Source organism: Brevibacterium sp. ZH18 (assembly GCF_022748595.1).
GTDB lineage: Bacteria > Actinomycetota > Actinomycetes > Actinomycetales > Brevibacteriaceae > Brevibacterium.
Map to the genome: position 1 here is coordinate 18,692 of NZ_JALDSX010000031.1, position 22,117 is coordinate 40,808.

Annotated in this window: 19 protein-coding genes and 1 pseudogene; 10 read left to right on the forward strand and 10 right to left on the reverse strand. The window is 62.3% G+C overall.

Annotated elements, in window-relative coordinates; all coding sequences use genetic code 11:
• Positions 1-115 precede the first annotated feature (115 nt).
• Together MPN20_RS11690 and lgt are read left to right on the forward strand one after the other, a co-directional pair.
• Complete coding sequence (locus tag MPN20_RS11690; RefSeq protein ID WP_242782396.1) at positions 116-2,167, forward strand: HNH endonuclease signature motif containing protein; 2,052 nt, start codon at positions 116-118, stop codon at positions 2,165-2,167.
• 184 nt (positions 2,168-2,351) lie between these two features.
• A complete protein-coding gene (lgt, locus tag MPN20_RS11695) occupies positions 2,352-3,275 on the forward strand; it encodes a prolipoprotein diacylglyceryl transferase (protein WP_242782398.1) in 924 nt (307 codons plus the stop codon).
• A gap of 186 nt (positions 3,276-3,461) precedes the next feature.
• Here the strand turns inward: lgt and MPN20_RS11700 are convergent, their stop codons facing one another.
• Together MPN20_RS11700 and MPN20_RS11705 are read right to left on the reverse strand one after the other, a co-directional pair.
• Entirely contained in the window at positions 3,462-4,652 is a 1,191-nt protein-coding gene (locus MPN20_RS11700; RefSeq protein WP_242782400.1) for an aminotransferase class I/II-fold pyridoxal phosphate-dependent enzyme, read from the reverse strand.
• A 168-nt stretch (positions 4,653-4,820) separates the two neighbouring features.
• Positions 4,821-5,252 carry a cupin domain-containing protein gene (locus tag MPN20_RS11705; RefSeq protein ID WP_242782402.1) on the reverse strand — a complete coding sequence of 144 codons (432 nt, stop codon included), beginning with the start codon at positions 5,250-5,252 and terminating at the stop codon, positions 4,821-4,823.
• A gap of 138 nt (positions 5,253-5,390) precedes the next feature.
• Here MPN20_RS11705 and MPN20_RS11710 point away from each other — a divergent pair, with 138 nt between their 5' ends.
• The 3 genes from MPN20_RS11710 (at position 5,391) to MPN20_RS11720 (ending at position 8,875) form a co-directional block, all read left to right on the forward strand.
• A complete protein-coding gene (locus MPN20_RS11710) occupies positions 5,391-6,845 on the forward strand; it encodes an FAD-binding oxidoreductase (protein WP_242782404.1) in 1,455 nt (484 codons plus the stop codon).
• 88 nt (positions 6,846-6,933) lie between these two features.
• On the forward strand, positions 6,934-8,103 hold the full coding sequence (locus MPN20_RS11715) for a pyridoxal phosphate-dependent aminotransferase (protein WP_242782406.1): 1,170 nt from the start codon (positions 6,934-6,936) through the stop codon (positions 8,101-8,103).
• An 88-nt stretch (positions 8,104-8,191) separates the two neighbouring features.
• Positions 8,192-8,875, forward strand: coding sequence for an SDR family oxidoreductase (locus MPN20_RS11720; protein WP_242782408.1), 684 nt, complete (start codon positions 8,192-8,194; stop codon positions 8,873-8,875).
• 8 nt (positions 8,876-8,883) lie between these two features.
• On the opposite strand, the gene MPN20_RS11725 is transcribed toward MPN20_RS11720, so the two are convergent.
• The 4 genes from MPN20_RS11725 to MPN20_RS11740 all read right to left on the reverse strand — a co-directional run bounded on the left by MPN20_RS11725 (position 8,884) and on the right by MPN20_RS11740 (position 11,479).
• Positions 8,884-9,516 (reverse strand): multidrug transporter, encoded by a 633-nt coding sequence (locus tag MPN20_RS11725; RefSeq protein WP_242782410.1) that lies wholly within the window; start codon positions 9,514-9,516, stop codon positions 8,884-8,886.
• Positions 9,517-9,521: 5 nt separating this feature from the next.
• Positions 9,522-9,935, reverse strand: a complete 414-nt coding sequence (locus MPN20_RS11730) for a hypothetical protein (RefSeq protein ID WP_242782412.1) — start codon at positions 9,933-9,935, stop codon at positions 9,522-9,524.
• 17 nt (positions 9,936-9,952) lie between these two features.
• Positions 9,953-10,588 (reverse strand): small multidrug efflux protein, encoded by a 636-nt coding sequence (locus MPN20_RS11735; protein ID WP_242782414.1) that lies wholly within the window; start codon positions 10,586-10,588, stop codon positions 9,953-9,955.
• Positions 10,589-10,714: 126 nt separating this feature from the next.
• The gene (locus MPN20_RS11740) at positions 10,715-11,479 is read right to left on the reverse strand and encodes a MerR family transcriptional regulator (protein WP_242782416.1); all 765 of its coding nucleotides are present in this window, start codon (positions 11,477-11,479) and stop codon (positions 10,715-10,717) included.
• Positions 11,480-11,679: 200 nt separating this feature from the next.
• Between MPN20_RS11740 and MPN20_RS11745 the strand changes: the two genes are divergently transcribed.
• The 3 genes from MPN20_RS11745 to MPN20_RS11755 all read left to right on the forward strand — a co-directional run bounded on the left by MPN20_RS11745 (position 11,680) and on the right by MPN20_RS11755 (position 16,652).
• On the forward strand, positions 11,680-12,057 hold the full coding sequence (locus MPN20_RS11745) for a DUF2854 domain-containing protein (RefSeq protein WP_242782418.1): 378 nt from the start codon (positions 11,680-11,682) through the stop codon (positions 12,055-12,057).
• A 170-nt stretch (positions 12,058-12,227) separates the two neighbouring features.
• Positions 12,228-15,302 carry a DEAD/DEAH box helicase gene (locus MPN20_RS11750; protein WP_242782420.1) on the forward strand — a complete coding sequence of 1,025 codons (3,075 nt, stop codon included), beginning with the start codon at positions 12,228-12,230 and terminating at the stop codon, positions 15,300-15,302.
• A gap of 147 nt (positions 15,303-15,449) precedes the next feature.
• On the forward strand, positions 15,450-16,652 hold the full coding sequence (locus MPN20_RS11755; protein ID WP_242782422.1) for a Fic family protein: 1,203 nt from the start codon (positions 15,450-15,452) through the stop codon (positions 16,650-16,652).
• Between the two features lie 165 nt (positions 16,653-16,817).
• Here the strand turns inward: MPN20_RS11755 and MPN20_RS11760 are convergent, their stop codons facing one another.
• On the reverse strand, positions 16,818-17,804 hold the full coding sequence (locus tag MPN20_RS11760) for a cation diffusion facilitator family transporter (RefSeq protein WP_242782424.1): 987 nt from the start codon (positions 17,802-17,804) through the stop codon (positions 16,818-16,820).
• A gap of 400 nt (positions 17,805-18,204) precedes the next feature.
• Positions 18,205-18,924, reverse strand: coding sequence for a hypothetical protein (locus MPN20_RS11765; protein WP_242782426.1), 720 nt, complete (start codon positions 18,922-18,924; stop codon positions 18,205-18,207).
• A gap of 168 nt (positions 18,925-19,092) precedes the next feature.
• Here MPN20_RS11765 and MPN20_RS11770 point away from each other — a divergent pair, with 168 nt between their 5' ends.
• Positions 19,093-20,133, forward strand: a complete 1,041-nt coding sequence (locus tag MPN20_RS11770; protein ID WP_242782428.1) for a DUF2891 family protein — start codon at positions 19,093-19,095, stop codon at positions 20,131-20,133.
• Positions 20,134-20,222: 89 nt separating this feature from the next.
• Here MPN20_RS11770 and MPN20_RS17370 read toward each other — a convergent pair.
• Positions 20,223-20,414: pseudogene (locus MPN20_RS17370) on the reverse strand (aspartate ammonia-lyase); the annotation flags it as partial.
• A 682-nt stretch (positions 20,415-21,096) separates the two neighbouring features.
• Complete coding sequence (locus MPN20_RS11780) at positions 21,097-21,246, reverse strand: hypothetical protein (protein ID WP_242782430.1); 150 nt, start codon at positions 21,244-21,246, stop codon at positions 21,097-21,099.
• A 60-nt stretch (positions 21,247-21,306) separates the two neighbouring features.
• Between MPN20_RS11780 and MPN20_RS11785 the strand changes: the two genes are divergently transcribed.
• Complete coding sequence (locus tag MPN20_RS11785) at positions 21,307-21,447, forward strand: hypothetical protein (RefSeq protein WP_242782432.1); 141 nt, start codon at positions 21,307-21,309, stop codon at positions 21,445-21,447.
• The last annotated feature ends 670 nt before the right edge of the window (positions 21,448-22,117 follow it).

Below are 22,117 nucleotides of genomic sequence, written 5' to 3' on the forward strand. Positions count from 1 at the left end.
ATTACCGAATATTCGGCCAGCAATCGAAACTTATAGGTTTTCCTATTGCATTACAGTCGAATAGAGACGTATAATTAGAACAAGGATCCATCAACGATGATCGGAACTCACAGCTATGACTGTCACCCCGAACCGCAAGCGGCAGAAGGCAGGACCACACGCCAGCGGCGCGAATCCTGCCTCGCCCGCGGATACCGGCGTGAGCACGGGCGCTATTCCCTCTACCCTCAGCGAACAGCTCAAGTCGGCCGGGCTGGACCTTACCGGCCACAAACTGGCTGAGGTCTTCAATGCCCTGGACCCAGTGCCGATGGTCGACACAGACGATGCCGATGATGCCCCGGCTGCTGATTGCACTGAGGCCGCCTCTGGTGCTGTGCCCGCCAGCGGTGCTGTGCCCGAAACCGACGACGACAACGCGACCGACACTGCACACGGCAGCGATATAGCGACCGGCAGCGACAACGACAACGACAACGACAGCAGTATGACGCCGCCCGCGCTCGAAGCTGCGCCAACGGCGTCTTCCGACGGCGCTCCCGCTGACACCGACAGCCCCGAGGCAGACAGCGAGGCTGCGGACCATCGATCCTCACCCCACCCTCTGCTGACCAATGAGATCTGGAACGATCTCGCCAAGTTCGCACCCGAGGTCACCGACAGCATCACTGCTCTCTTGTCACTCGACGAAGAGCTGCGCACCTTTGATCGCCCCATGGGACCGACCCAAGCCCTGCATCTCATCGACGGAGCCGAAGCCGTCACTCGAGTCAGTGAAGCACTGTCCACGCTGGCGCTATCTGTCTACGAACGAGTCGGCACCCCGACCGACAGCGGCGCCAAAGACACTCAGTCACTGATCCAGAGCCGGCTCAACCTGACCAGACGCGAAGCGAAACGGAGAGCCTCGCTGGCGAAGAACCTCGGCGGACGAGTGACTACCGAGGGCCAGGCGCTCCCGCCGCTGTGCCCTGTTGTGGCGGACAAGCTTCACGACGGGTCGCTGTCCTCCGGCCAGGTCGCTGTCATCGAAGAGTGCCTCAGCAAACTGCCCGAGTGGGTCGACCCCGACGTTCGTACCAAGGTGGAATCTGACCTTGTCGGCTACGCGCCGACGGTGGCGGTCAATGACCTGCGCGACATCTTCCGCCGTGCGCTTGCCCACATCGACCCCGATGGCGCTGCACCCAAGGACCCAAATGACCGGACAATGTACTTCGTTAATGCTCGCCCCAAGCAGAACGGCGACTGGAAGATCGAAGGTCTGCTCGACCCTGCTGCAGGATCAGAACTCCACGGACTGCTGACCTCACGAATTGAATCAGCCGACGAACTGACCGCGGGAGTCTCCGGGATCAGCAGAAATGACAAAGACGCTGCATTCACCCCCAACTCAGGTCCGATACATGCCCCTGGGCAGGAGCAGTTCGAGATCTTCGACTCCGTGCTCACCGGCGATCGCCTCGACGCACCGTCCTGGGCAGTCGTCGACGCAACGAAGATCCCCATCACCGACACGCAGATCGCCGCCGGTCACGGCATCCGAGAAGACGGCAGTACAGTGAACCTCATCAGCGAACAGCCCACCGCTCGCAATTGGATCTACGAGCGCTTCGCGACCCTGATCTCTCGCATCAGCATGAAGGAAGCGGAAAAGGGCTCACCCTATGCTCTGGTCATCACTGCTAAGGCCGAGGATCTCGCCAACAACACCGGAGAAGGTACCACCGGAGCCGGTGATCGCATTCCGATCGAGGAACTGACGAATCGCGGCCTCAACGGCAGAGTGTTCTTCCACTTGATGGACAAAAAGGCGAGAACGGTGGACGTGAAGACTGAGAATCGTTTCGCCAACAAGAAGCAGGTCGCCATCATCACGGCACGGGATCGAGGGTGTACCTTTCCAGGCTGTGACTCTCCGCCCGGATGGTGCGATGTGAACCATGTGGTCCCGCACAGTCAGGGCGGAAAGACAGATATCAACAACATGAGTCTGGCATGCTCGGCCCACCACCACCTCTTGGATCGCTCTGGCTGGGAGATGAGGATGCTCGTCGACGGTCGTCCGGCATGGGTGCCGCCTGCCAGCATCGATCCTGCGCGGAGGCCCATCCTGCATTCCAGATTCCTGGCCCAGGACATCATCGAAACTCTCTTCGACGAATAGTCGCGCCAGCATCAGCATCAGCATCAGCATCAGCATCAACATCAGCACAGGATGAGAACGCCTCAGCCCGGATGAGTACGCCTCAGCTCGGATGAGTGCACCTCAGCCCGTATGAGTGCGCCATGAACTCGACCCGCACGCTGCCGAATAACCGATTCACATGGGTGCGAAATAGACTGAAGCCATGCCAGTAGCACTTGTGACCTTCGATGCAGCCTCAATGCCCCACGACATCTCGGCGGCAATCCCCAGTCCGAGTGTCTCCAGCTTCCATCTGGGGCCGCTGACGATCCACTTCTACGCGCTGTGCATCCTCGCCGGAATCGTCATCGCCATCGTGCTCACAAACCATCGGCTGACCAGGCGCGGCGTGCCCGAGTGGCAGGTTCTCGACATCGCGACACTGGCAGTGCCGCTGGCCATCGTCTGCGCGCGGATCTATCACGTCATCACGCACTACACCGACTACTTCGGCCCCGGCCGCAACCCGTGGAACATCTTCGAACCCGGATCCGTGTGGGCGATCTGGGAGGGCGGAATCGCGATCTTCGGAGCACTGCTCGGCGGTGTTCTGGGCGCGTGGATCATGTGCCGCAGGTTCGGCATCAGACTCACGGCTCTCCTTGATGCACTGGCGCCCGGTGTCATCCTCGCCCAGGCTTGCGGACGGTTCGGCAACTGGTTCAACCAGGAGCTCTTCGGCATGCCGACGACGCTTCCCTGGGGATTGGAAATCGATCCGAGCAATCCGAACTTCCCGGCGGGCCTGCCCGCTGACACACTATTCCATCCGACGTTCCTCTATGAGGTCATCTGGAACAGCCTCGGCTGCCTGGTCCTGCTCTGGCTGGGTCGCCACCTGTTCTTCCAGTGGGGACGCCTCTTCGGCATGTACCTCGTCTGGTACGGCGCCGGCCGCATCGTGTGGGAGTCCATCCGCCTCGACCCGAGCTTCGTCGTCCTCGGTCTGCGCACCAACGTGTGGGCAGCGATCGGAGCCGTGACCCTGGGCCTGCTCATCATCCTCATTCAGAGGCTGCGGCACCCCGGACCTGAGGAATCGCCGTTCCTCACAGGCCGTGAACCCAAGCCGGAGCTTGCTGACTGAGCTCGCTGACCGAGCAAATCTCGCAGACCGAGCAAATCTCGCAGACCCCAGCCAACGACGGGCCTCTCACCTATCACTGCGGGCGGCAGACCCCAGCCGACGACGGGCCACTCCCCCATCGCTGCGGGCTGCAGACCCCCGTCATAGTGGACGCGCGTTCGTCATAGTAGACACGCGTTCGACCCCTCACCCGATCCAGTCGCGCAGCTTACCCAGCCCCTCGGTGATGTCGTCCTCGCCGATGCCCGAATAGGCCAACCGAATATAGCTGCGGTCCTCCCACTCCTGTTTGCGGCCGAAGTGCTCGCGCGTGCAGAAGGAGACTCCCGTGTTGTGCAGCGCCTCGGTGGAAAATTCGGACAGCGTCGCGATCCCCTTGGTCGCCATCGCCTCGGTGACGTCGGGGAAGACGTAGAACGTCGACCCTGGAGTCGCCACGCTCATGCCTGGGATCGAGTTGATGATCGAACACGTGGCGTCACGACGCTTGCGCAGCACTTCGAGCATCCGACCAACTTCGTCCTGCGGTCCTTGCAGAGCGGCGATGCCAGCCCATTGGACGTAGTGGGTGGTGCACGATTCGTCGTTGGTATTCAGCGTCGAAATCACCTCGGCGATCTCACGCGGGGCCACCGCACAACCCAACCGTGACCCGGTCATCGCGAATTTCTTGCTGAACGTGTAGAGGATGACGGTGCGCTCGCGCATGCCGTCCAGCGCGGCGATGGACTTCGAACGTCCCTTGTAGCGCATCTCAAAATAGGCTTCGTCGGAGAGGACCCAGAGGTCGAACTCCTGTGCGATCGCCGCGATTGCTTCGCGTTCGGCCTCGGTCGATTCCGCCGAGATCGGGTTCTGCAGGTCGTTGTAGATGATGGCCACGGTCTTGTCATCGATCGACGCCCGCAGGTGGTCGAGGTCGATGGCAAACCCATCGTCGGTGGGCACATACCGGTACGGCAGGGCCGTCCCGCCGAGGTATTCGATCTGGGATTCGTAGATCGGGAACCCGGGGCTGGGGTAGAGCACGCCCGCGCCGGGGTCCATGACGGCTTGGAGGAATTTCGTGATGACCGGCTTGCCGCCGGTCGTGACGACCACCTCGGCGGGGTCGATCGACATGCCACGTCGTTTCCCGACATCGTCCGCCAGGGCCGCGCGCAGCTCCGGAATTCCGGGGCCCGGGCAGTAGCCGGTCTTGCCATCCCGGATCGCTTTGTCCATCGCTTCGACGATGTGGGGCGCCATGGGGAAATTGAGATCGCCGAGGTGGAAGGGATAGACCTCGTTGCCGGGGGCTTTCCATTCGGCGGCGTCCTGGGCGACCCGGAACGAGGTCTCGGTGCCCAGGTGATCCAAGCGGCGAGCAGTCTTCATTGTCGGCTCCTTCAAACAGGTGGGATGTCTGCGGTCCGACGTCCTCATCCGAGACGGCATCGACGTCCTGATCCGAAGCGAAGCAGCGACGGAATCAGCGACCGTACTTCACACGATAGAGGACGTGGTCAACGTTGGGCAGACGTGTTCAACTGTCGCCGGAGGCGATCACTCCTCACCAGGAGCGATGAACAGCTTCCTCAGTGGCCCTTCGTCGACGTACCAGCGAGTCTTCATTCCGTCCTCGAGGCGGACCAGTGCGCCCGGCGAGAGCTCAATCGGCGGCAGATCCGGTTCGTCGAATTCGATGCGGCCGGTGCCGCTGATGACGAGGAATACCTCGTCGCCCTCGACGTCGCGCATGGCGCCGGCGCTCATCTCCCACAGTCCGTAGTCGGCTCCGGCGATCGAGCCGAGTTCAGTGAAGGCTGTGGTTGCGTCCGCGAAGGCTGTGGTTGCGTCGGCGGGCGAGGCGCCTGAACCTGGCTCGGCAGCCGCGCCATCCGTCGCCGAGGCCGTGGCACCGACCCGCTGCCAGTCCTCGATGGGTTCGTGGTCGAGAGGGAAATCGTGGGTGCGAATTGGCTCCATTGCGCTCATGAAATGAGTGTATCCAGAACCCCACTCCTCCAGGCGATGGCACCCATGGAATCAGAGCCGGTCGTCACTGATTTCATATGGCAATACGCAACCCCGCAACCATTTACTTAGCTCTTGGCGTGGGATAGAACTGATTTCATGTCCTACCTCAACGGTGAGGCCTCCCATTGGCTGACCCAGTCCCCTCCCACGACCATCTCCCCTTCCCCACTTCCCACCGAGAAGCAGGATCTCGTCATCGTCGGCGGTGGCATGACCGGCCTGTGGTCGGCCTATTACGCCAGGCAGGCCCACCCCGACTGGCAGATCACGATTCTCGAAGCCAAGCACATCGGCTATGGGGCCTCGGGCCGCAACGGCGGCTGGCTCTCAACATTGCTGCCGGGCAACAGATCCAAGTACGCCGAGGCGGTCGACCGTGCCCGCACCACCGACCCCACCGGCCCCGTCGGCTCGGCGGGACTGACCGGAGTGGAGTCCGTGCGGTCATTCCAGTCCGCGCTCTTCGACTCCATCGATGAGGTCCTCGAGGTGCTCGACCGGGAGGGCATCGATGCCCATCAGGTCCGCGGCGGCCATATCGATATCGCCCAGTCCGAGGCCGGAATGGCCCGACTGCGCGAACTCTTCGACGGTGACGAACAGTACGGGTACGGGTCCGAGGACATGCAGTTTCTCGATGCCGAGGAAACCCGGTCTCACATCAACGTCGACAACGCCCAGGGTAGCGTCTTCTTCCCCGGCACGGCGCGCATCGATCCGGCCCTGCTGACGCGTGGGTTGGCCGCCGTCCTCAGGAAGCAGGGAGTCACGATCTGTGAGGACACCTCGGCGGCTCACATCAGCAAGGGCGTCGTCGCGACGACTCGCGGCCCGGTCACCGGTAACACGATCTTCGTCTGCCTCGAGGGTTACTCGGATACCGTCACCGGTGATCTCCCCGGGCTGGAAGGACGCCAGGTCATCCCCGTGTTCTCGTCGATGATCGCGACCGAACCGCTGCCGGCTGAAGCGTGGGAGGACATCGGCTGGGACGGCCGCGAATGCCTCGGCGACACTGCGCACACCTTCATCTACGCCCAGCGCACCGACGACGATCGGATCGCTCTGGGCGGTCGCGGCGCACCCTATGAGTTCGGTTCCGGACTGCCGGGCGACGGCCGGGTCCCCGCCGAGGTGGTCGATCTGCTGAGTACGCGACTGTCCTCGCTCTTCCCCAACCTCGAGCTCGAGGTCGCCCATGCCTGGCGTGGTGCCCTGGGAGTCACCCGCGACTGGTGCGCGGGGATCTTCTTCGATGAGGAGCAGCGCATCGGCGTCGCCCGCGGCTATGCCGGACACGGGGTCACGGCGACGCACCTGGCGGCGAAGACAATGCTCGACCGGGCGTCAGGAGCCCCGACTCCACTGACAAAACTGCCCTGGAACGACCACTTCTCCGGCCAGTGGGAGCCCGAACCGATCCGCTGGTTGGGTATCCGCTCGATGTACAAGATCTTCAATATCGCCGACGACTGGGAACGCATCACGGGCGCAAAGAAGACGAGCCTGCTCGCCCAATTCGGCTCACGCCTGGCCGGCCTGCACGAATAGAGCTGGCCCGCACGAATAGAGCTGGCCTGCACGAATCAGAGCCCGCACGAATAGCCCCGCAGATCACGGACAGAAGCACGAGGAATCAATGACACACGAATACCGCCGCATCGCCCCGATGGCCCAGAACTACCCGGCTTCGAACATCCGCAAGATGTTCAACCTGGCACTCAACTACCCGGACGCCGTGAAGCTCACGGTCGGCGAGCCCGATTTCAACACCCCCGAACACATCAAGGCCGCCGGCATCCGCGGGATCGAGAACAACCAGACACGCTATGTCGCCAACGCCGGGATCCCACCGCTACGCAGCGCCATCGCCGGCAAGTATTCAGGTCGCTGGGGTCGAGAACTGAGTTCGGACAATGTCATGGTCTCCTTCGGTGCGATGGAGGCCCTGACCTTCGCCCTCGACGTCACTGTCTCCCCCGGTGAGGAGGTGATCATCCCCGATCCCAGCTTCCCGAACTACGTGGGACAGATCCACCGCCTCGGCGGAGTTGCGGTTCCGGTGCCGGTCAAGGAAGACAACGACTTCAAGTTCCGTGCCGAGGATGTCCGATCGGCTGTCAGCGACAAGACCGCGGCGATCATCATCAACAGCCCGTCCAATCCATTGGGTTCGGTCATGGACCGGGCCGAGTTGGAGAAGATCGCCGATCTGGCCGAGGAGTTCGGCTTCACGGTCATCTCTGACGAGGTCTATGACCAGATCACCTTCGACGATGCGCAGTTCACCTCCATCGCCGAGGTGCGGCCGGGCTTCGATCGGTTCCTCGTCGTCAACAGCTTCTCGAAGACCTATGCGATGACGGGATGGCGGTGCGGTTTTGTCATCGGTTCCGCTGATCTCATCGCGCCGATGGCCTTCCTCCAGGAGGGAATCACTTCAAGCCTGCCGGGATTCGTGCAGGAAGCGGCACTCGCAGCGATCGAAGGTCCGCAGACCGACGTCGACATGATGGTGCAGTCGTATGCGCAGCGCCGCGACCTCATCACCGAGCGCATTGCGGCCATCGACGGGATCAGCATGCTGCGCCCCGAAGCCACGTTCTATGCCTTCGCCAACATCAAAGACTGGGGACTGACCTCGTGGGAGGCGGCCACCGCTCTGCTGGAGAACCACGGGCTGGCGACCATTCCCGGCTCAGCCTTCGGCGCCCAAGGCGAGGGTTACCTGCGGCTGACGTTCTCCGTGTCTCCGGAGACCATCAATGAGGCGTGCGACCGGCTGGAGAAGTTCGCTGCGACTAGGTGAACACAAGGCCTCTGTGGAATACACCGACGCTCATCTGCCTTGATGCCAGTGAGTCCAATAAACGCACCCAAACATTCGAGAGGCAGATATGTCGACAATCACCATCATCGGCGGCCACGGAAAAATAGCGCTCCTTGCGGCACCGCTGCTCAGCCAGGCCGGCCACACGGTTCGTTCGGTCATCCGCAAGGAGGAGCAGTCCTCCGATATCGAAGCCGCGAACGCGACGCCGATCGTCGCCGATGTCGAACAGCTCGACACTGACGCCATCGCCGAGGTGCTGGCTGGCAGTGACGCAGTCGTCTGGTCCGCGGGCGCTGGTGGAAGCGGTGAGGACCGCACCTGGGCGATGGACCGCGACGCTGCCATGCGCGTGATGGACGCTGCCCAGAAATCGGGCATCCGCCGCTTCGTGATGGTGTCCTACTTCAATTCCCGCCTCGTCGACGGTGAAGTTCCCGGCGTTGGGAAGGGCGATGGAATGTATGCCTACTACAACGCGAAGTCGCAGGCAGACGAGCATCTGCGCACGAAGACCGATCTCGACTGGACGGTCCTCGGCCCTTCGGTCCTGACCCTGGAACCCGCGACACAGACGATCACCGTGGACAGCTCAGGGGAGACCCGCGACCTGGACGTGCCCTCAACCTCTCGGGAGAACGTCGCCCATGTCATCGCCGCTGCCCTCGGCGAGCCGGCGAGCTTCGGAAAGACGCTCAATTTCCACGACGGTGACACCCCGATCGCCGAGGCGGTCACTCAGGGAGTCTGAGCTCCGGCTCACCCCGCCGAGGCGAGCGCCGCGTTCCAGCTTCCGTAGAACTTCCGCACCGCCGCGGCCGAGGGCACCTCGCCCTTGTGCTCGGCAGCGTATTCGCCGTAGGCCTTGTACGTGGCACCGACTCCGCGGTCCTCGCAGTCAGCGACTAATGTGGCGATGGCTTTGTCGTAGGCGGCCTCGTCGAAGCGCAGCTGACCGCGCGCTCTGCCACCCGAGCTGGTTGCCAGGCCCGCGGCCTTGAGCGCGTCGTTCCAGGAACCGAAGCGCTGGACTGCGGTCTGGCTGGTCGGTGGCCACACGCTCGCGCCCTTGATTGAGGCCACGCCCAGGTGAGCGAGAACCGCAGTGCGCTGCTTCTCGTATTTCGCCGCGGTCAGCGACACCGGGTCGGCATGACTCCGCACGCGTGAAATGGAGTCGGACACCTCGGCGAGGGCCTTCTTCACACCGGCCTCGTCGGACATCTGATTGCGGAGGGCCACCTCAACCTCGGCGAGGATCTCGCGGTCCTTGGGACCGAGCGCGGACGGAGACGTCGAGCGCATGCCTGCCTCCGTGGCGGCGAGGTGGAGCAGCGCCCCGATGAGCGCGGGGGCGGCCGTGTGGGATCTGTCGGTGGCGGAATCATTCATCGACTTCATCTTACGTGGGATGCTCCGGTGCCACGGTCGATGGCGAAACTCACCGCGAACAGCAGTGCGCACACGGTGGTGGCCATGAGCAGTGACACGATCGCGGAGTCGACGATGAGGAAGTAGCCGCTGCCCAGGAGCACCATCGAGGCACAGGCCGAGACGAGGCGCCCCGTCAGCGTGCCGCCGATGTCGCTGCCATCGAGGATGACGTCGATGAGTCGGGAGATGACGAACCAGGCGACGAAGACGCCGAAGGTGGCCAGTAGCGACTCGGAGAAGGCCAGGCGCATCGGCACTTCAAGCGCCCAGCCGAGCAGCGTGGCAGAGAACGGCATGATGAATGGGAGTCCGGCGGCCACGAGGATCAGTGCCGAATAGGTGAGGGCTTTCCTGTGCCGGTATGCGGTGGTGGTCATGGTTCTTCCCTCCCTGCTCAGCCGGTGAACAGGCCGAGTGCTCCGGTGGCGATGAGTGTGGTCAGGGTCGTCCAGGCTGCGATGGCGATTCCCTGCCACAGCAGGATCCAGGAGGTCTTCACTCCCGCACCGACGAGGATCGTGGAGGTGATCTGGGTGGGGATGGCCAGGGGGCCGAGCAGGCTCGCTCCCGGGACCCCGAAGCGGGTGAGGAAGCGCTTGAACTTGATGCGCCCCTTTGATTCGGGCTTCTTGCTGCTCGCCGGAGGAGCGTCGTAAAGGACGCTGCCCACAGAACCTGCATCGCCGAGGCGGGGGTCGAGGCCTCGAGTATCGTTTGGCGTCTCCTCGGTGATTTCCGCGCCAGCTGGAGTGACGACCGTCCGCGCAGACTCGCGCTTCTGACCCCGCCTGGCCACGACGGCCCGTCGTGCCCTGGCCCCGAGGAGGACGATCACGGTCACGCAGACGAAGTTGCCGATGGCGCCCGCGATGCCGGCGACGACCGGGTTCATACCGGCCCAGACTCCGACGACCGAGGACACCTCTCCCTCGATGAAGGGAATCGCACCGGCCGCCGCGATGATGAAGGGCTGGAGGAGGTCGGGCACATGTGAGGCCAGGCCCTGGAAGAATTCGACGATGGTGTTCATGACGTCCTTTGCACGAAGTTCGGCAGATGCCGGCTCATGGCGAGTCGGATCTGACGCTGACTTCGTTCAGTACAGACTGTGTTCTCGGAACAGGGTCAAGGCCTGACCGTCGAATCCAGGAAATGCTCAGCCGGATTCCTCGGCGATGCGGGCTTTGATGAAGGTCATGAAACGCTCACGGTGCTCTTCCGCCACGTCTAAGTTCGGGTACACCTGGATGAAGGCTCGTTGGATGACGTCGATCTGGGCTTCGTTGTAGAGCTCGGTGATCGACCCGATGATTGCCGACTGACCCATAGTGACGTCGCCGCGCATCCCTTCGTTGGGAGCGAGCAGCCAGGGGTTGTCCTCGAGATGCTGCTTCATGCTCGGCGCAATCGCTTCGGCCAGCCTTGCCCGGGTGGCTTCATCGGCATCCTCGGCGAGGTCATCGACCTCTCGATCAAAGGGCGTCGACTTGGTCATGATCGTCTTCATCTCCACCATCGTCGCCTCATCGTAGAGACGCGAGTAGAGGGACATCAGGCTGCGATCGGGACCGGACATCGTGGCCGCGATGTCGATGAACTCGGAGGCGGTGTCGATCGGGGCGCCGTGATGCAGCAGCTGGGCGATCTGCTCACGAGCCTTCTCCAGTTCGGCGATCGTCTCCCCGAGTTCGACATCCAGTCGTTTGAGTGTGAGCTGCTGGGCCTCATGATCGTCCTCGACGGAGCTGATGTCGGCCAGAGGCACTCCGAGTTCGCGCAGCCGTCGGATCTGCAGGAGCCTGAGCACATGTGAGGGGCCGTACTGTTTGTACCCATTGCTCATCCGCTCGGGCTGAGCCAGCAGATCGAGCTTGTGATAATGCCGAATCGTGTTGACCGTTGTCTCGGTCAGCTGCGCCAACTCGCTCGTGCTCCACCCCACGGGTCATTCCCCTCGCCGCCCTTGCGTCACTGCTGGACAGTCACCAGTGTATTGGCGATCGACGCGCGACGCGCGGCGAGCGGCGAGCGGCTAGCGGCGAGCGGTGAACGGTGAACGGCGACACCGACTGACCCGAGATCCCGCCGAGGCAGAGGCCCCAAGCTTGCTACAGTCACCATATGACAGCGATGCCGGAGTCCCGGTCGAAACGCGAGAGGTGGGGACCCTTCCTCTTCATCGTCGGGGCGTGGGTGCTGGCCGTGATCGCTGTCATCATCTTGTGGTCAGTCTCCCCGGATGATCACGCGAACGGCACTTGCACAGGGATCGGCTTCGGCTGCACACCATCGCCGAAGGACACGATCGTCCTGCTGGGACTGTTCTACGGCCTGCCGCTGAGCCTCGGCTGGTGGGTGGTCGGGGTGATCACCACGGTGCTCATCAATCGGTCCCTCCGAATCAACTGGTGGCTGCGCGGCATCATCTCGCTGGGCATCTGCCTCGCCATCGTGGTGGCAGCAGCCGCCGTCATCGCCTTCGCATTCTCAACAGTCTGAGACGGCATGAGACGGTCTGAGCCGGGCTAAGTCCGTCGACTGCAGTCCTTGACGCGGCCTAGTCTCGCAGGTGGAAACAGCTCACGCTTCAGCCGACGAAGAGGCAGCCGCTCCCGAAGCCGGTGGCGCCGAAGTCCACCCACGTCTGTGGTCAATGAGAAGATGGCACAGTGCCCGAGAACCGACCGACCACTCCCCCGACTCCTCAGGGCAGCTCACCCACATCCCCGTCGCCCCGACCGGCCTCAGCTGCGTCCGGCGCGCCCTCCTCAGCCGGGTGGCGGGATGCCTTCGCCTCGCTCACCGAGGCGGCTCCCAAGGAGTACACGCCCGTGGCCCTGGGATTCGAACTCGTCGAGGTCGTCGCTCGCACCTGGTTCGAGCCCAAGCACACGGTGCTGCTCAAACCCCAGGAAGTCTCCCCCGGCGCGAACCCCAGCTTGGCCGTACGTCCGCTCCTGCTCAGCGAGTCCGGCAACTGGGTCAAGAAGTCACTGACGTGGCGCAACATCGACCGCATGGCCTCGCAGTTCAGAATCGATCCGAAGCAGCAGGAATGGTTCTCCCAGTTCGCAGGCCTGCGAACCCGGGAACGCACAGACTTCACACCCGATGGCGCACCGTTCAACCTCGGCGATTTCCACACTCCTCTGCTGTGGGAGGTTCTCGCACAGGGCAATAACCTCGGCATCGCCTTCGTCGGCGTCAACCCGGGCATGACCATCCGCATCGGCCGCACGTCGAAGGCCGTCATCGACGTCAAACGCGCCCCGGGCAACCTGCAGGTCCAGCCGCGAGCGACGATCGACGAACGCGAGTACGCCCCCGGGTTCATCAAACCGATCTGGACGCACGGCTTCTTCGGCGTCGACCTGCACTCAGGCTTCACTGTCACCCTGGCCCCGGCCGCGGAGCCGACCAGCCAAGCGACGCTGCCTGTCTTTGAGACACCCGGGCCGATCACGATCCCCGACGACGAAGCCGAGGAATTCTTCGAAGAGGTCTACCCTCTCCTGCACACCACCGCCGAGGTCGTCAGCACCGACGAATCCGTGAAGTTCCCCCAATTCAGCGAACCGCGGCTCGTGCTCTTCCTCAAGTTCGGGGCTGGTGACCAGGCGAGCCTCGAATGGTACTGGGAGTATTCGGGACCCCGCCGGACCCTGCCCGTGCAGCAGGCGACGAAGCGCAGCACAACCTCGGTGCCTGATTCCTCTAACCGCGACAACCGCGACCTCGAGCATGAGGCCGGCGTCATCCGCGACGTCGAATCGCATTTGGTCGACGCCTCATTCCCCAGCGGCATCCGCGACATGGAACTCACCGACGCTGACACCGCGGACTTCGTCGTCAACGTCCTGCCCGGGCTCGAGGAGATCGAGCACGTCAAGGTCATCACCCGCGGGAAGAAGCAGCCGTACCGGGAGCTCGGGGGCGAGCCAAACGTCAAGATCACCTCGGTGGAGTCGGAGAAGAACGACTGGTTCGACCTTGGCTTCCAGATCACTGTCGGCGGGAAAGCGGTCCCCTTCGTCAAGCTCTTCACAGCCCTGGCCCAGGGCAAGAAGAAGCTCAAACTCCCCGACGACACGTTCCTGTCCCTGTCGAAACCTGTCTTCGACAAGATCAAGGCCCTCCTCGCCGAGGCGGACCTGATCCCCGAATGGGAACCGGAGTCGCCGAAGATCAGCCGTCTCCACATGGGACTGTGGACCGAGTTCGAGGACCTCGCCGACGAGGCGCTGCCCGCCCAGTCGTGGCGCGAATCCGCGCAGGCCCTGCAGGACCTCGATCAGCTGCCCGCCGTCGACGTGCCCCCACTGGGCGGCGCGACCATGCGCCCGTACCAAGTCCAGGGATTCCGGTGGCTGGCTTTGCTCTACCGGTGCCACCTCGGCGGGATTCTCGCCGACGATATGGGCCTCGGCAAGACCCTGCAGACCTTGGCGCTCATCGCCCATGCGAAAGCCGAGGATCCGTTCCTCGTCGTCGCCCCCACCTCGGTGGTGGACAACTGGGCGAAGGAAGCCGCGAAGTTCACTCCTGACCTCGACGTTCGCGTCGTCGCGGAGTCGACGAAGAAGCGGAAGAAGCACCTCGCCGAGGTGGTCGACGGCGCCGATGTCGTCATCATGTCGTACGCGATGCTTCGCCTCGACGAAGAGCCGATCTCGCGTCTGAGCTGGGCCGGGTTCATCCTCGACGAGGCGCAGTTCGTCAAGAACAGCACCTCGCAGGTCCACCTTGCGGCAAAGTCCGTGACAGCACCCTTCCGCCTGGCGCTGACGGGCACACCGTTGGAGAATTCGCTGCGGGATGTGTGGTCGCTGTTCGCGATCACCTCACCGGGACTCTTTCCCAGTCCGCATCGTTTCGATCAGGAATATGTGCGACCGATCGAGTCGGGTGAGAACCCGGGGCGGATGCAGCGTCTGCAGAAGCGGATCAGGCCGTTCATGCTGCGTCGGTCGAAGGATCTTGTTGCGGCCGATCTGCCGGAGAAGCAGGAGCAGGTCATCAACGTCGAGCTCAATTCCGAGCACCGGAAACTCTATGACCGGGTGCTGCAGAAGGAGCGGAAGAAGATCCTCGGGTTCATCGACAGCGAGTACGACAAGCAGCGGTTCATCGTCTTCCGGTCGCTGACGCTGCTGCGGATGCTCACACTCGATCCGCGCATCGTCGATGTCGAGCATGAGGGCGTGCGCTCGAGCAAGCTGGCTGCGCTGATGGAGCGGCTCGAGGATGTCGTTGCCGAGGGGCACCGGTCGATCGTGTTCAGTCAGTTCACGTCGTTCCTCGACAAGGTGGCCGAAGAGCTCACCCACCGAGGTGTCCCCTTCGTCGTCCTCGACGGTTCCACGAGGAATCGTGGCCAGGTCGTCGAGGAGTTCCGCTCCGGTGCGGCTCCGGTGTTCCTCATCAGCCTCAAGGCCGGCGGGTTCGGCCTCAACCTCACCGAAGCGGACTACGTTTTCCTCATGGACCCGTGGTGGAATCCGGCGACGGAGAATCAGGCAATCGACCGTGCCCACCGGATCGGGCAGACGAAGAGCGTCATGGTCTACCGCTATGTCGCCGAGGGCACGATCGAAGAGAAGGTTCTGGCCCTGCAGAGGAAGAAGGCCGAGCTCTTCGATTCGCTGATGACCGACGGCGGAGCCTTCGAGGGCCGCGGCCCCAGCGGGCAGGCGTTTAGCCAGACAGTCACGGCTGATGATATTCGGGGGCTGCTGGAGGGGTAGAAGGGCGGCTCTCTCTGTCGCTCCGGTGACGAACAGAGCTAAAGTCACCTTCCGATCTAGAATATTTACTTTAGATTGTTTAAAGTAAATATTGATAGACTGCTCAAGAGCTTAGAACTCCTCAACCCCGCAGGAAAGACCGATCCCATGCCGAAGACAGTTGAGCGCTATTGGTCACCACCCAATCCTGCTGGCTTGAGCAGAAAGGATCGCGCGTCCGGAACCTACTTCGCGCACATACCTGACGAATTGGCTGCTGGTCTTCCTCCGCTGAGCAGTGAGGCTCAGCAGGCCGCCGAAGACGCAGTTGTCGTGCTCGCGCGACTCGATGAGCGAATCGGCGAGACCGGCGGCCGGTATCTCAATCACCTGCTCATTCGATCCGAGAGCATTTCCTCGTCCTGGATAGAAGGGAACCGACTCAGCCCTAAGAAGCTCGCGATCGCCGAGTTGCTCCACCAGGGCGATCGGGTGGCGCTCGACGTCATTGCCAATGTTCGAGCGACAGAAGCCGCAATCGACGATCTCGCCAATCCACAGCGAACTATCACCACTGCCCAGATTGAAGAACTACAGCATTCCATTGAGCCTCGACTCGAATTTGGACTGCGTCAGGAGCAGAACTGGGTCGGAGGCCCTGGCAACAGCCCATTGCGCGCGGAATTCATACCGCCCCCGGAGTCCGAGGTGCCTCGCCTGGTGGCCAATCTCGCCGATTTCATCACTGAAACGTCGGGCAACCCCGTTGCTCGTGCTGCGTTGGCGCACGCACAGTTTGAAACGATCCATCCATTCACGGACGGAAACGGAAGAACGGGGCGGGCCCTGGTCCACACGGTGCTCAAACGATCCGACGCCATTCGCAATGTTCTGGTGCCGATCAGCACAGTGTTCGCTTCTGACACAAATGCCTACATCGGTGGCCTGACATCGTTTCGTAGAGATCCTGCTGATCTGGATCATTGGGTATTGGCATTCGCTGCCGCCATTGAACATGCGGCCAACAACGCGGTCCTTCTCGCCGAGGACATCACTGCTTTAGACCAGACGGTATTCGATGACCTCATCCGACATCGCAGCAATCTGGGTAAATCTCCCGCGCGCCCGCGTGCCAATTCAGTCATTCTCAAAATACTCGACAACCTGGCTCAGCAGCCTGTGCTCACGATCGATTCAGTCGCCGAGACGCACCGGGTGACTCCGGCTGCTGCGCAGCGTGGCCTCGTCGAACTCACCGAGGCGGGGATCCTCAAACGCACCAAGAATCACAAGGGCAAGATCATCTGTTATACCGCTGATCAGCATTTGGCTTATGCCGAACTCATCGAATCGAGCAACCGAAAACGCTGAAGGTTCTTCGCGCCCGCCTCGACGGCGGAGCCTTCGAGGGCCGCGGCCCCAGCGGGCAGGCGTTTAGCCAGACAGTCACGGCCGATGATATTCGGGGGCTGCTCGAGGGGTAGTGCTCGTTTGCCCGTTGTCCGGACATGACCACGGGGCAGGTGGCCACGGGGTTCAAGCCTTCCCGATTTCCAGCTTCTCCTGTCCCTGGGCGGAAGGAGTGAGGATGACTTCCTGCACAGCCTCGAGCTTCTCGATCTCCACCTCTGTCCTGCGCAGGCGTTCGGCCAATTGGCTCTCGGGATCATCTCCGGTGAGGTCGACGGCCGCGACCAGGTAGACGCTGCCTGGGCCGATATATTCGATGTGGAGGTAGCTGACGCTGTCGATGGCCGGGACCTTGAGCATCGATTCGAGGAAGTCATCGCGAATTGCCTGGGTGACGGTCTCGCCCACGAGGAAGCGGCGATTGCGGTCGATGAGGATGATCGCGACGATGCCGAGGAGGATGCCCACGAGGATCGAACCGATCGCGTCGAAGGCAGCAATCCCGGTGAGCTGGTGGGCGAGCATGGCGACGACGGCGATGGTGATGCCGATGAGAGCCGAGGCGTCCTCTGCGAAGACGGCGCGCAGGGTGGGGTTCGGACCGTTCATCACGTATTCGACCGTGTTTCGGTCGAGTTTGGCAGCGCGGGCACGGCCCTGGCGCACCGACTGGATGAATGAGGTTCCTTCGAAGAGGAACGAAAGCCCGAGCACGATGTAGCCGACAAGGTAGCTGCTTTCCTCCGCCGGGGCGAAGAGTGATGAAATGCCGTGCCAGATCGATACCGCTGAGCCAACCGAGAAGAGTCCGAATGCGGCAAACATGGACCACACGTAGGCGTCGCGTCCGTATCCGGTCGGATGGCTGGAATCCGGCGGCTTCTTCCCTTTGCGTTCTGCGATGATCAGGAAGACCTGGTTACCGGTGTCAGCCCAGGAGTGAGCCGACTCGGCGACCAGGGATGCCGAGCCTGTCATGACGGCTGCGACCGTCTTAGCGATAGCCACGGCGAGGTTGGCGAAAAAGGCGATGATGACGGTGAGCAGGCTGTCGCTGCCGCTGTCCTTCTTCTCGCCCGAGTCGTCCGAGTCGTCGTTCGCCTGCCCGCTCATGCGCGGTTCCAGGTGAGGATGGTCAGCATGGCAGTACCTCTCGTTCGAGTGGTCAGTAGACCTTCTGCCACCAGCTTACGACTGCGGAGCGGTTCGCAGGGTGCGTCTAGGCGACGGCTAAGCGATGCCAAAACGCTGAAGGTCGGGCAGCCTCGGTGGCATTTGTCGAAAGACGGATTCGAAGAGGTCGTCGAGAGTGACGACGTACCAGCGGTTGCCTGTCCATACGTTCATCTCCCTGGCACCGCATTCGATGATCGTCAACTCGAATCGCGACCTCGGCGGGAGCAGGACGCTCCCGTTTGCGTGGGGTTTCCACTCGCCGCGGTAGTCGGTCCACCCTAGAGTCAGCCGAAGCCACCCGTCCACCAGAATCTCAGCAAAACCCCACTGTTTGGTTTCAGGATCGTGCATGACGCCGAAGGGCGCGGCAACAGACGGGAACACACATGGCCCGTCCGGGGAAGAAGCGAGCAGCCCCCGATGCATGATCGAAGATGAGAGCGGATTCGCCGATCGCATTGACGTCCCAGAATTCGGTGTCGCGCTCCTTCGACTGCCACAGCAGGTCTAAGGCCGGCGAGTATTTTGTGAGTTGTGAATACGGGTGCTCTCCAGGCACGTCCTCCTTTTCACTGACCACCCAGATGTTGTTCTCGGCTGTGATCTGGATATCGATGATGGCTCCGTCGAATGTGCCTGCACAGACCACAGAGCCGTCGCTGCGAAGCACGGCCACATCATCAGTTCTACCCGCTTCGCGATCATCCGTATGGTCAACGTCGAACTTCGATGGCCCCGAGTAGATCAGCAGGTTTCCGTTCGGAAATGCGCGATATTCCGCGGCCGGAAGATCGATGTAGAGGTCCCACTGGGCAAGCACGGAGTTCTCGTCCTGCATGATGACGGTTTCCTGCCGAAGGCTCGTTCTGGGCAGTTCGATCCACGACCCATCGCTCGCAGTGGCATATCTGCGACGCTCGGACCCGTCACACCAGATGCCCAGGGAGGTACCGGGCAGACCACGAGCCACATCGACAAGGCTGAACTCGGTGCCCGGCGCCTCCAACCGGGTCGGAAAAGGGTGAGCCCAGCGAATTCCGTGGGAATACTCGTACATGACCCGATGATGGCACCCGCCACTGACACGACCTGGCACGGAAATCGATCCTGCGCCGGCCCAGACCCCGCACTCATCCCTGTCGAGGTGACAGAATCGACTCTACGCACCCACCGCCGGGTGCCCTGTCGGCACACCCACCGCAGGCCCGTCATCGAAGGAACCGATTTGGCATCCCCCGAAGAGTTCGTCCGCCCCTTCGCCCAGGTAGCCCTGGCCAACATCACTCGTGACTATCCGTACGCCGCCCACCACGTCGCGCAGTCGTCCGCCGACATCGTCGAACCGCGGGAGAAGAACCCAGCGTTTGCCAACTCCTTCGACTGGCATTCCAGCGTCCACATGCACTTCCTTCTCGTGTCATTGCTGAGCACCGAGACCGCCCAGACCGCACCGTGGCGCGACGCGGCTCTCGATACGCTGGTTGCTCATCTCAGCCAGGCGAAGCTCACCACCGAGGCGGCTTTCCTGCGCGAGAATCCGACGTGGGAGCGTCCCTATGGTTGGGCATGGGCCGTCGAGCTCGTCCGGGCACTGCATGCCAGTTCCGAACCGCGGTTGCGGGATCTGGCTCCGGGCGCCGAGGTGCTTGCTGACACGGTCTTCGACCTGACCGTGGCATGGCTGCCGAAGATGGCAGCACCCGTTCGCCACGGGCTGCACTCGAATACGGCGTTCGGTCTGCGCCGGATTCTGCTTGGAGCCCGTGACCTGCGACGCCACGATGTCGTCGAGGCCATCGCCGCCTCTGCGAGGTGCCGCTTCGCCGATGATCGTGCGTGGAACTTCCATCAGGAGCGCAGCGGCCAGGACTTCCTCTCTCCCGGGCTTTGCGAAGCCGATCTGATGGCAGAGGTACTGACCGAGGATGAGCTCGCCGTGTGGCTGCCGAACTTCCTGTCAGAACTGACTCCGGAATCGCCCGCGCTCAAACCTGTCGAGGTCCTCGATCCCACGGACGGATATCAGAGCCACCTCTACGGTCTGGGGTTGTCGGTCGCGGCGTCGCTGATGCGTCTGGTGCCCAAGTTGCTCACAGCCGTCGAGCACTCAGGCAATCACGAAGCGGCCGACCACGCGAGAGGATTCCTCACAACGGTCGACCACCTCATGACCCCGGGTCTCGAAGCCGCGGTCTCCGACGAATACATGGCCTCGCATTGGGTCGCGACGTTTGCGTGGGAGGCCTTGGTGTTACGGGAAGGCTGATCCGCCACACTACGTAGATGCTCTCCCGCCGAGGCTCTACTCCCGCACCTGCCCGATCTCAGCATCGGCCGGAATCCGGTCAACCGTGAGGGCTTGAGGACCTCGTCGAGCTCATCCGCGCCGAGCAGTCCCTGCTTCATCACGAGGTCGGCGACCTTCTCGCCGGTGGCCAGAGCCTCCTTCGCCAACTTCGCCGCCGGGGCATAGCCGATGATTGGGTAAGTCCTGCGCAGAGCTCGAAGCCGAGAAGGCGGAACTTCCCTGAGTAAGCCTTCTCGCAAACGACATCCGAATGGATACTGTCAGCCCAGTCATCGCACCCCCGGCGTGCGTCCCTTTTGAGCCCTACGTTATTCACGACCGCCCACTTGGGGTCCGCAATACGGCCGCATATCGAGACTGATCTGCGCGAACAGATTCGAAGACAATCAGCCCAGAAGTCGTTGGCCACTGAACATAAACGCCTGCAACTGGCAGAACCGTAATGCTTCTCAGTCCACTCGCATACGCTTCCGACAGCAATTCCGTGACCGCGTTTTCTGGACGGCCCGACGCGCTGTGTTCGATCAGTGGCCATGACCACTGATCGAATGCAGCCAGGTCGATGCCTTCGTCGCTCGGCGTCATGTGTCCCCATTGAGGCATCGGAGCATGCGAACGTGGCTGTTCTGCTCCGTACTGTGAGTACCACTCAATGCGCGCATCCCACAGCAGAGACCACTCGTTGCCCAGCTCCGACTTAGTCACGTTTTCCGGGCGAACAGTCTCGCCGACCTCAGGAGCTTTGGGAAGGCGCCGGAACGTCTGGCCTCACAGACAGAGCCCAAGCGTGCCGAAGAAACAGGAGTCTCAGCAGCCCGCTCGGCTTCGGGTCAATCGCGATGTAGTTTTGGATCGTCGTTGCATCCGACGGCTCAGTCATCATGGCCCTTCCCAACTCGATATCCGTGTCGGCAGTGGTGATCATCCCACTCTATTCACACAACCAACATTGCCGCTAGTCATCCAGCCGGCGCCCGCCATCACCTCGGCATTAACCGCGATCATCCGGTAGATGCCCTCGGCAGTGAGCAGCGTTCCGCCCATGAAGTGCAGGCCGTAGGCGTCCTCCATCGCCACCAGATTGGCTTCGATGATAAGGGTCAGCAGCGGCTCATCGTCTATCGCGCCTCCGTGGCCGAGATGGTCGTGCCTTGCGATGACCCGAGCCCCGTGCGCTTCTGGCAGAACTACTTCGACGCCGGTGAGCACTCGATGGGCAAGAGCGCGAACGCCTTGTCAGATGCAGATCGCCGACCGTTCGGGCAATCTTGACCTCGCGGACCGGGCCAGGGGGCTCTTCACCAGGGTCGATGAGCCCATGGCTCCCGATCTCGAGGCGGCAGCCTCCGATGAGTACAAGGCCTCACATTGGGTCGCGACATTTGCGTGGGAGGCTCTGGAACTGCGGGAAAGATCAGTCGCCACGTTATGTAGATGCTCACCCGCCGAGGTAGTCGCCCTTATTCCCGAGCCTGCCCGATCTCATGGCCGGCCGGAATCCCTGTCAATCGTGAGGGGTAGAGAACCACCGATCTGAATCCCTATCGTCATTCGCAGTGCTGACTGACCCTTTTTTCGAGGAGCTATTACACTCGCAATTGTGCCGAGCACAAAAGCACAACCAGCTATGACTGCACGCGACAGTCGGCGATGCGAGGTCCTACTCGCGATAAGGCGCGACAGAGCCTATTGCCACGAGCCAACGCAAGTAACCGCGGCGTGGCTTCATCCAGGGATTTCCATAATCAGTTCGAGAATTTGTCCAAGACCGATCCGACCTAGCCATCGCCGGCTGACGAGGTCTTTAGAATAATTTGGCTCCACTTTTGACGAACAATAGGCCGCGGGAACTAGGGCATGTCTCCTTTATTGGCGGAGCCATGTCAGGATCGCGCTGATCACGACGGCCGCTCGATAGGTGATGGCGAGCTTGTCGTATCTC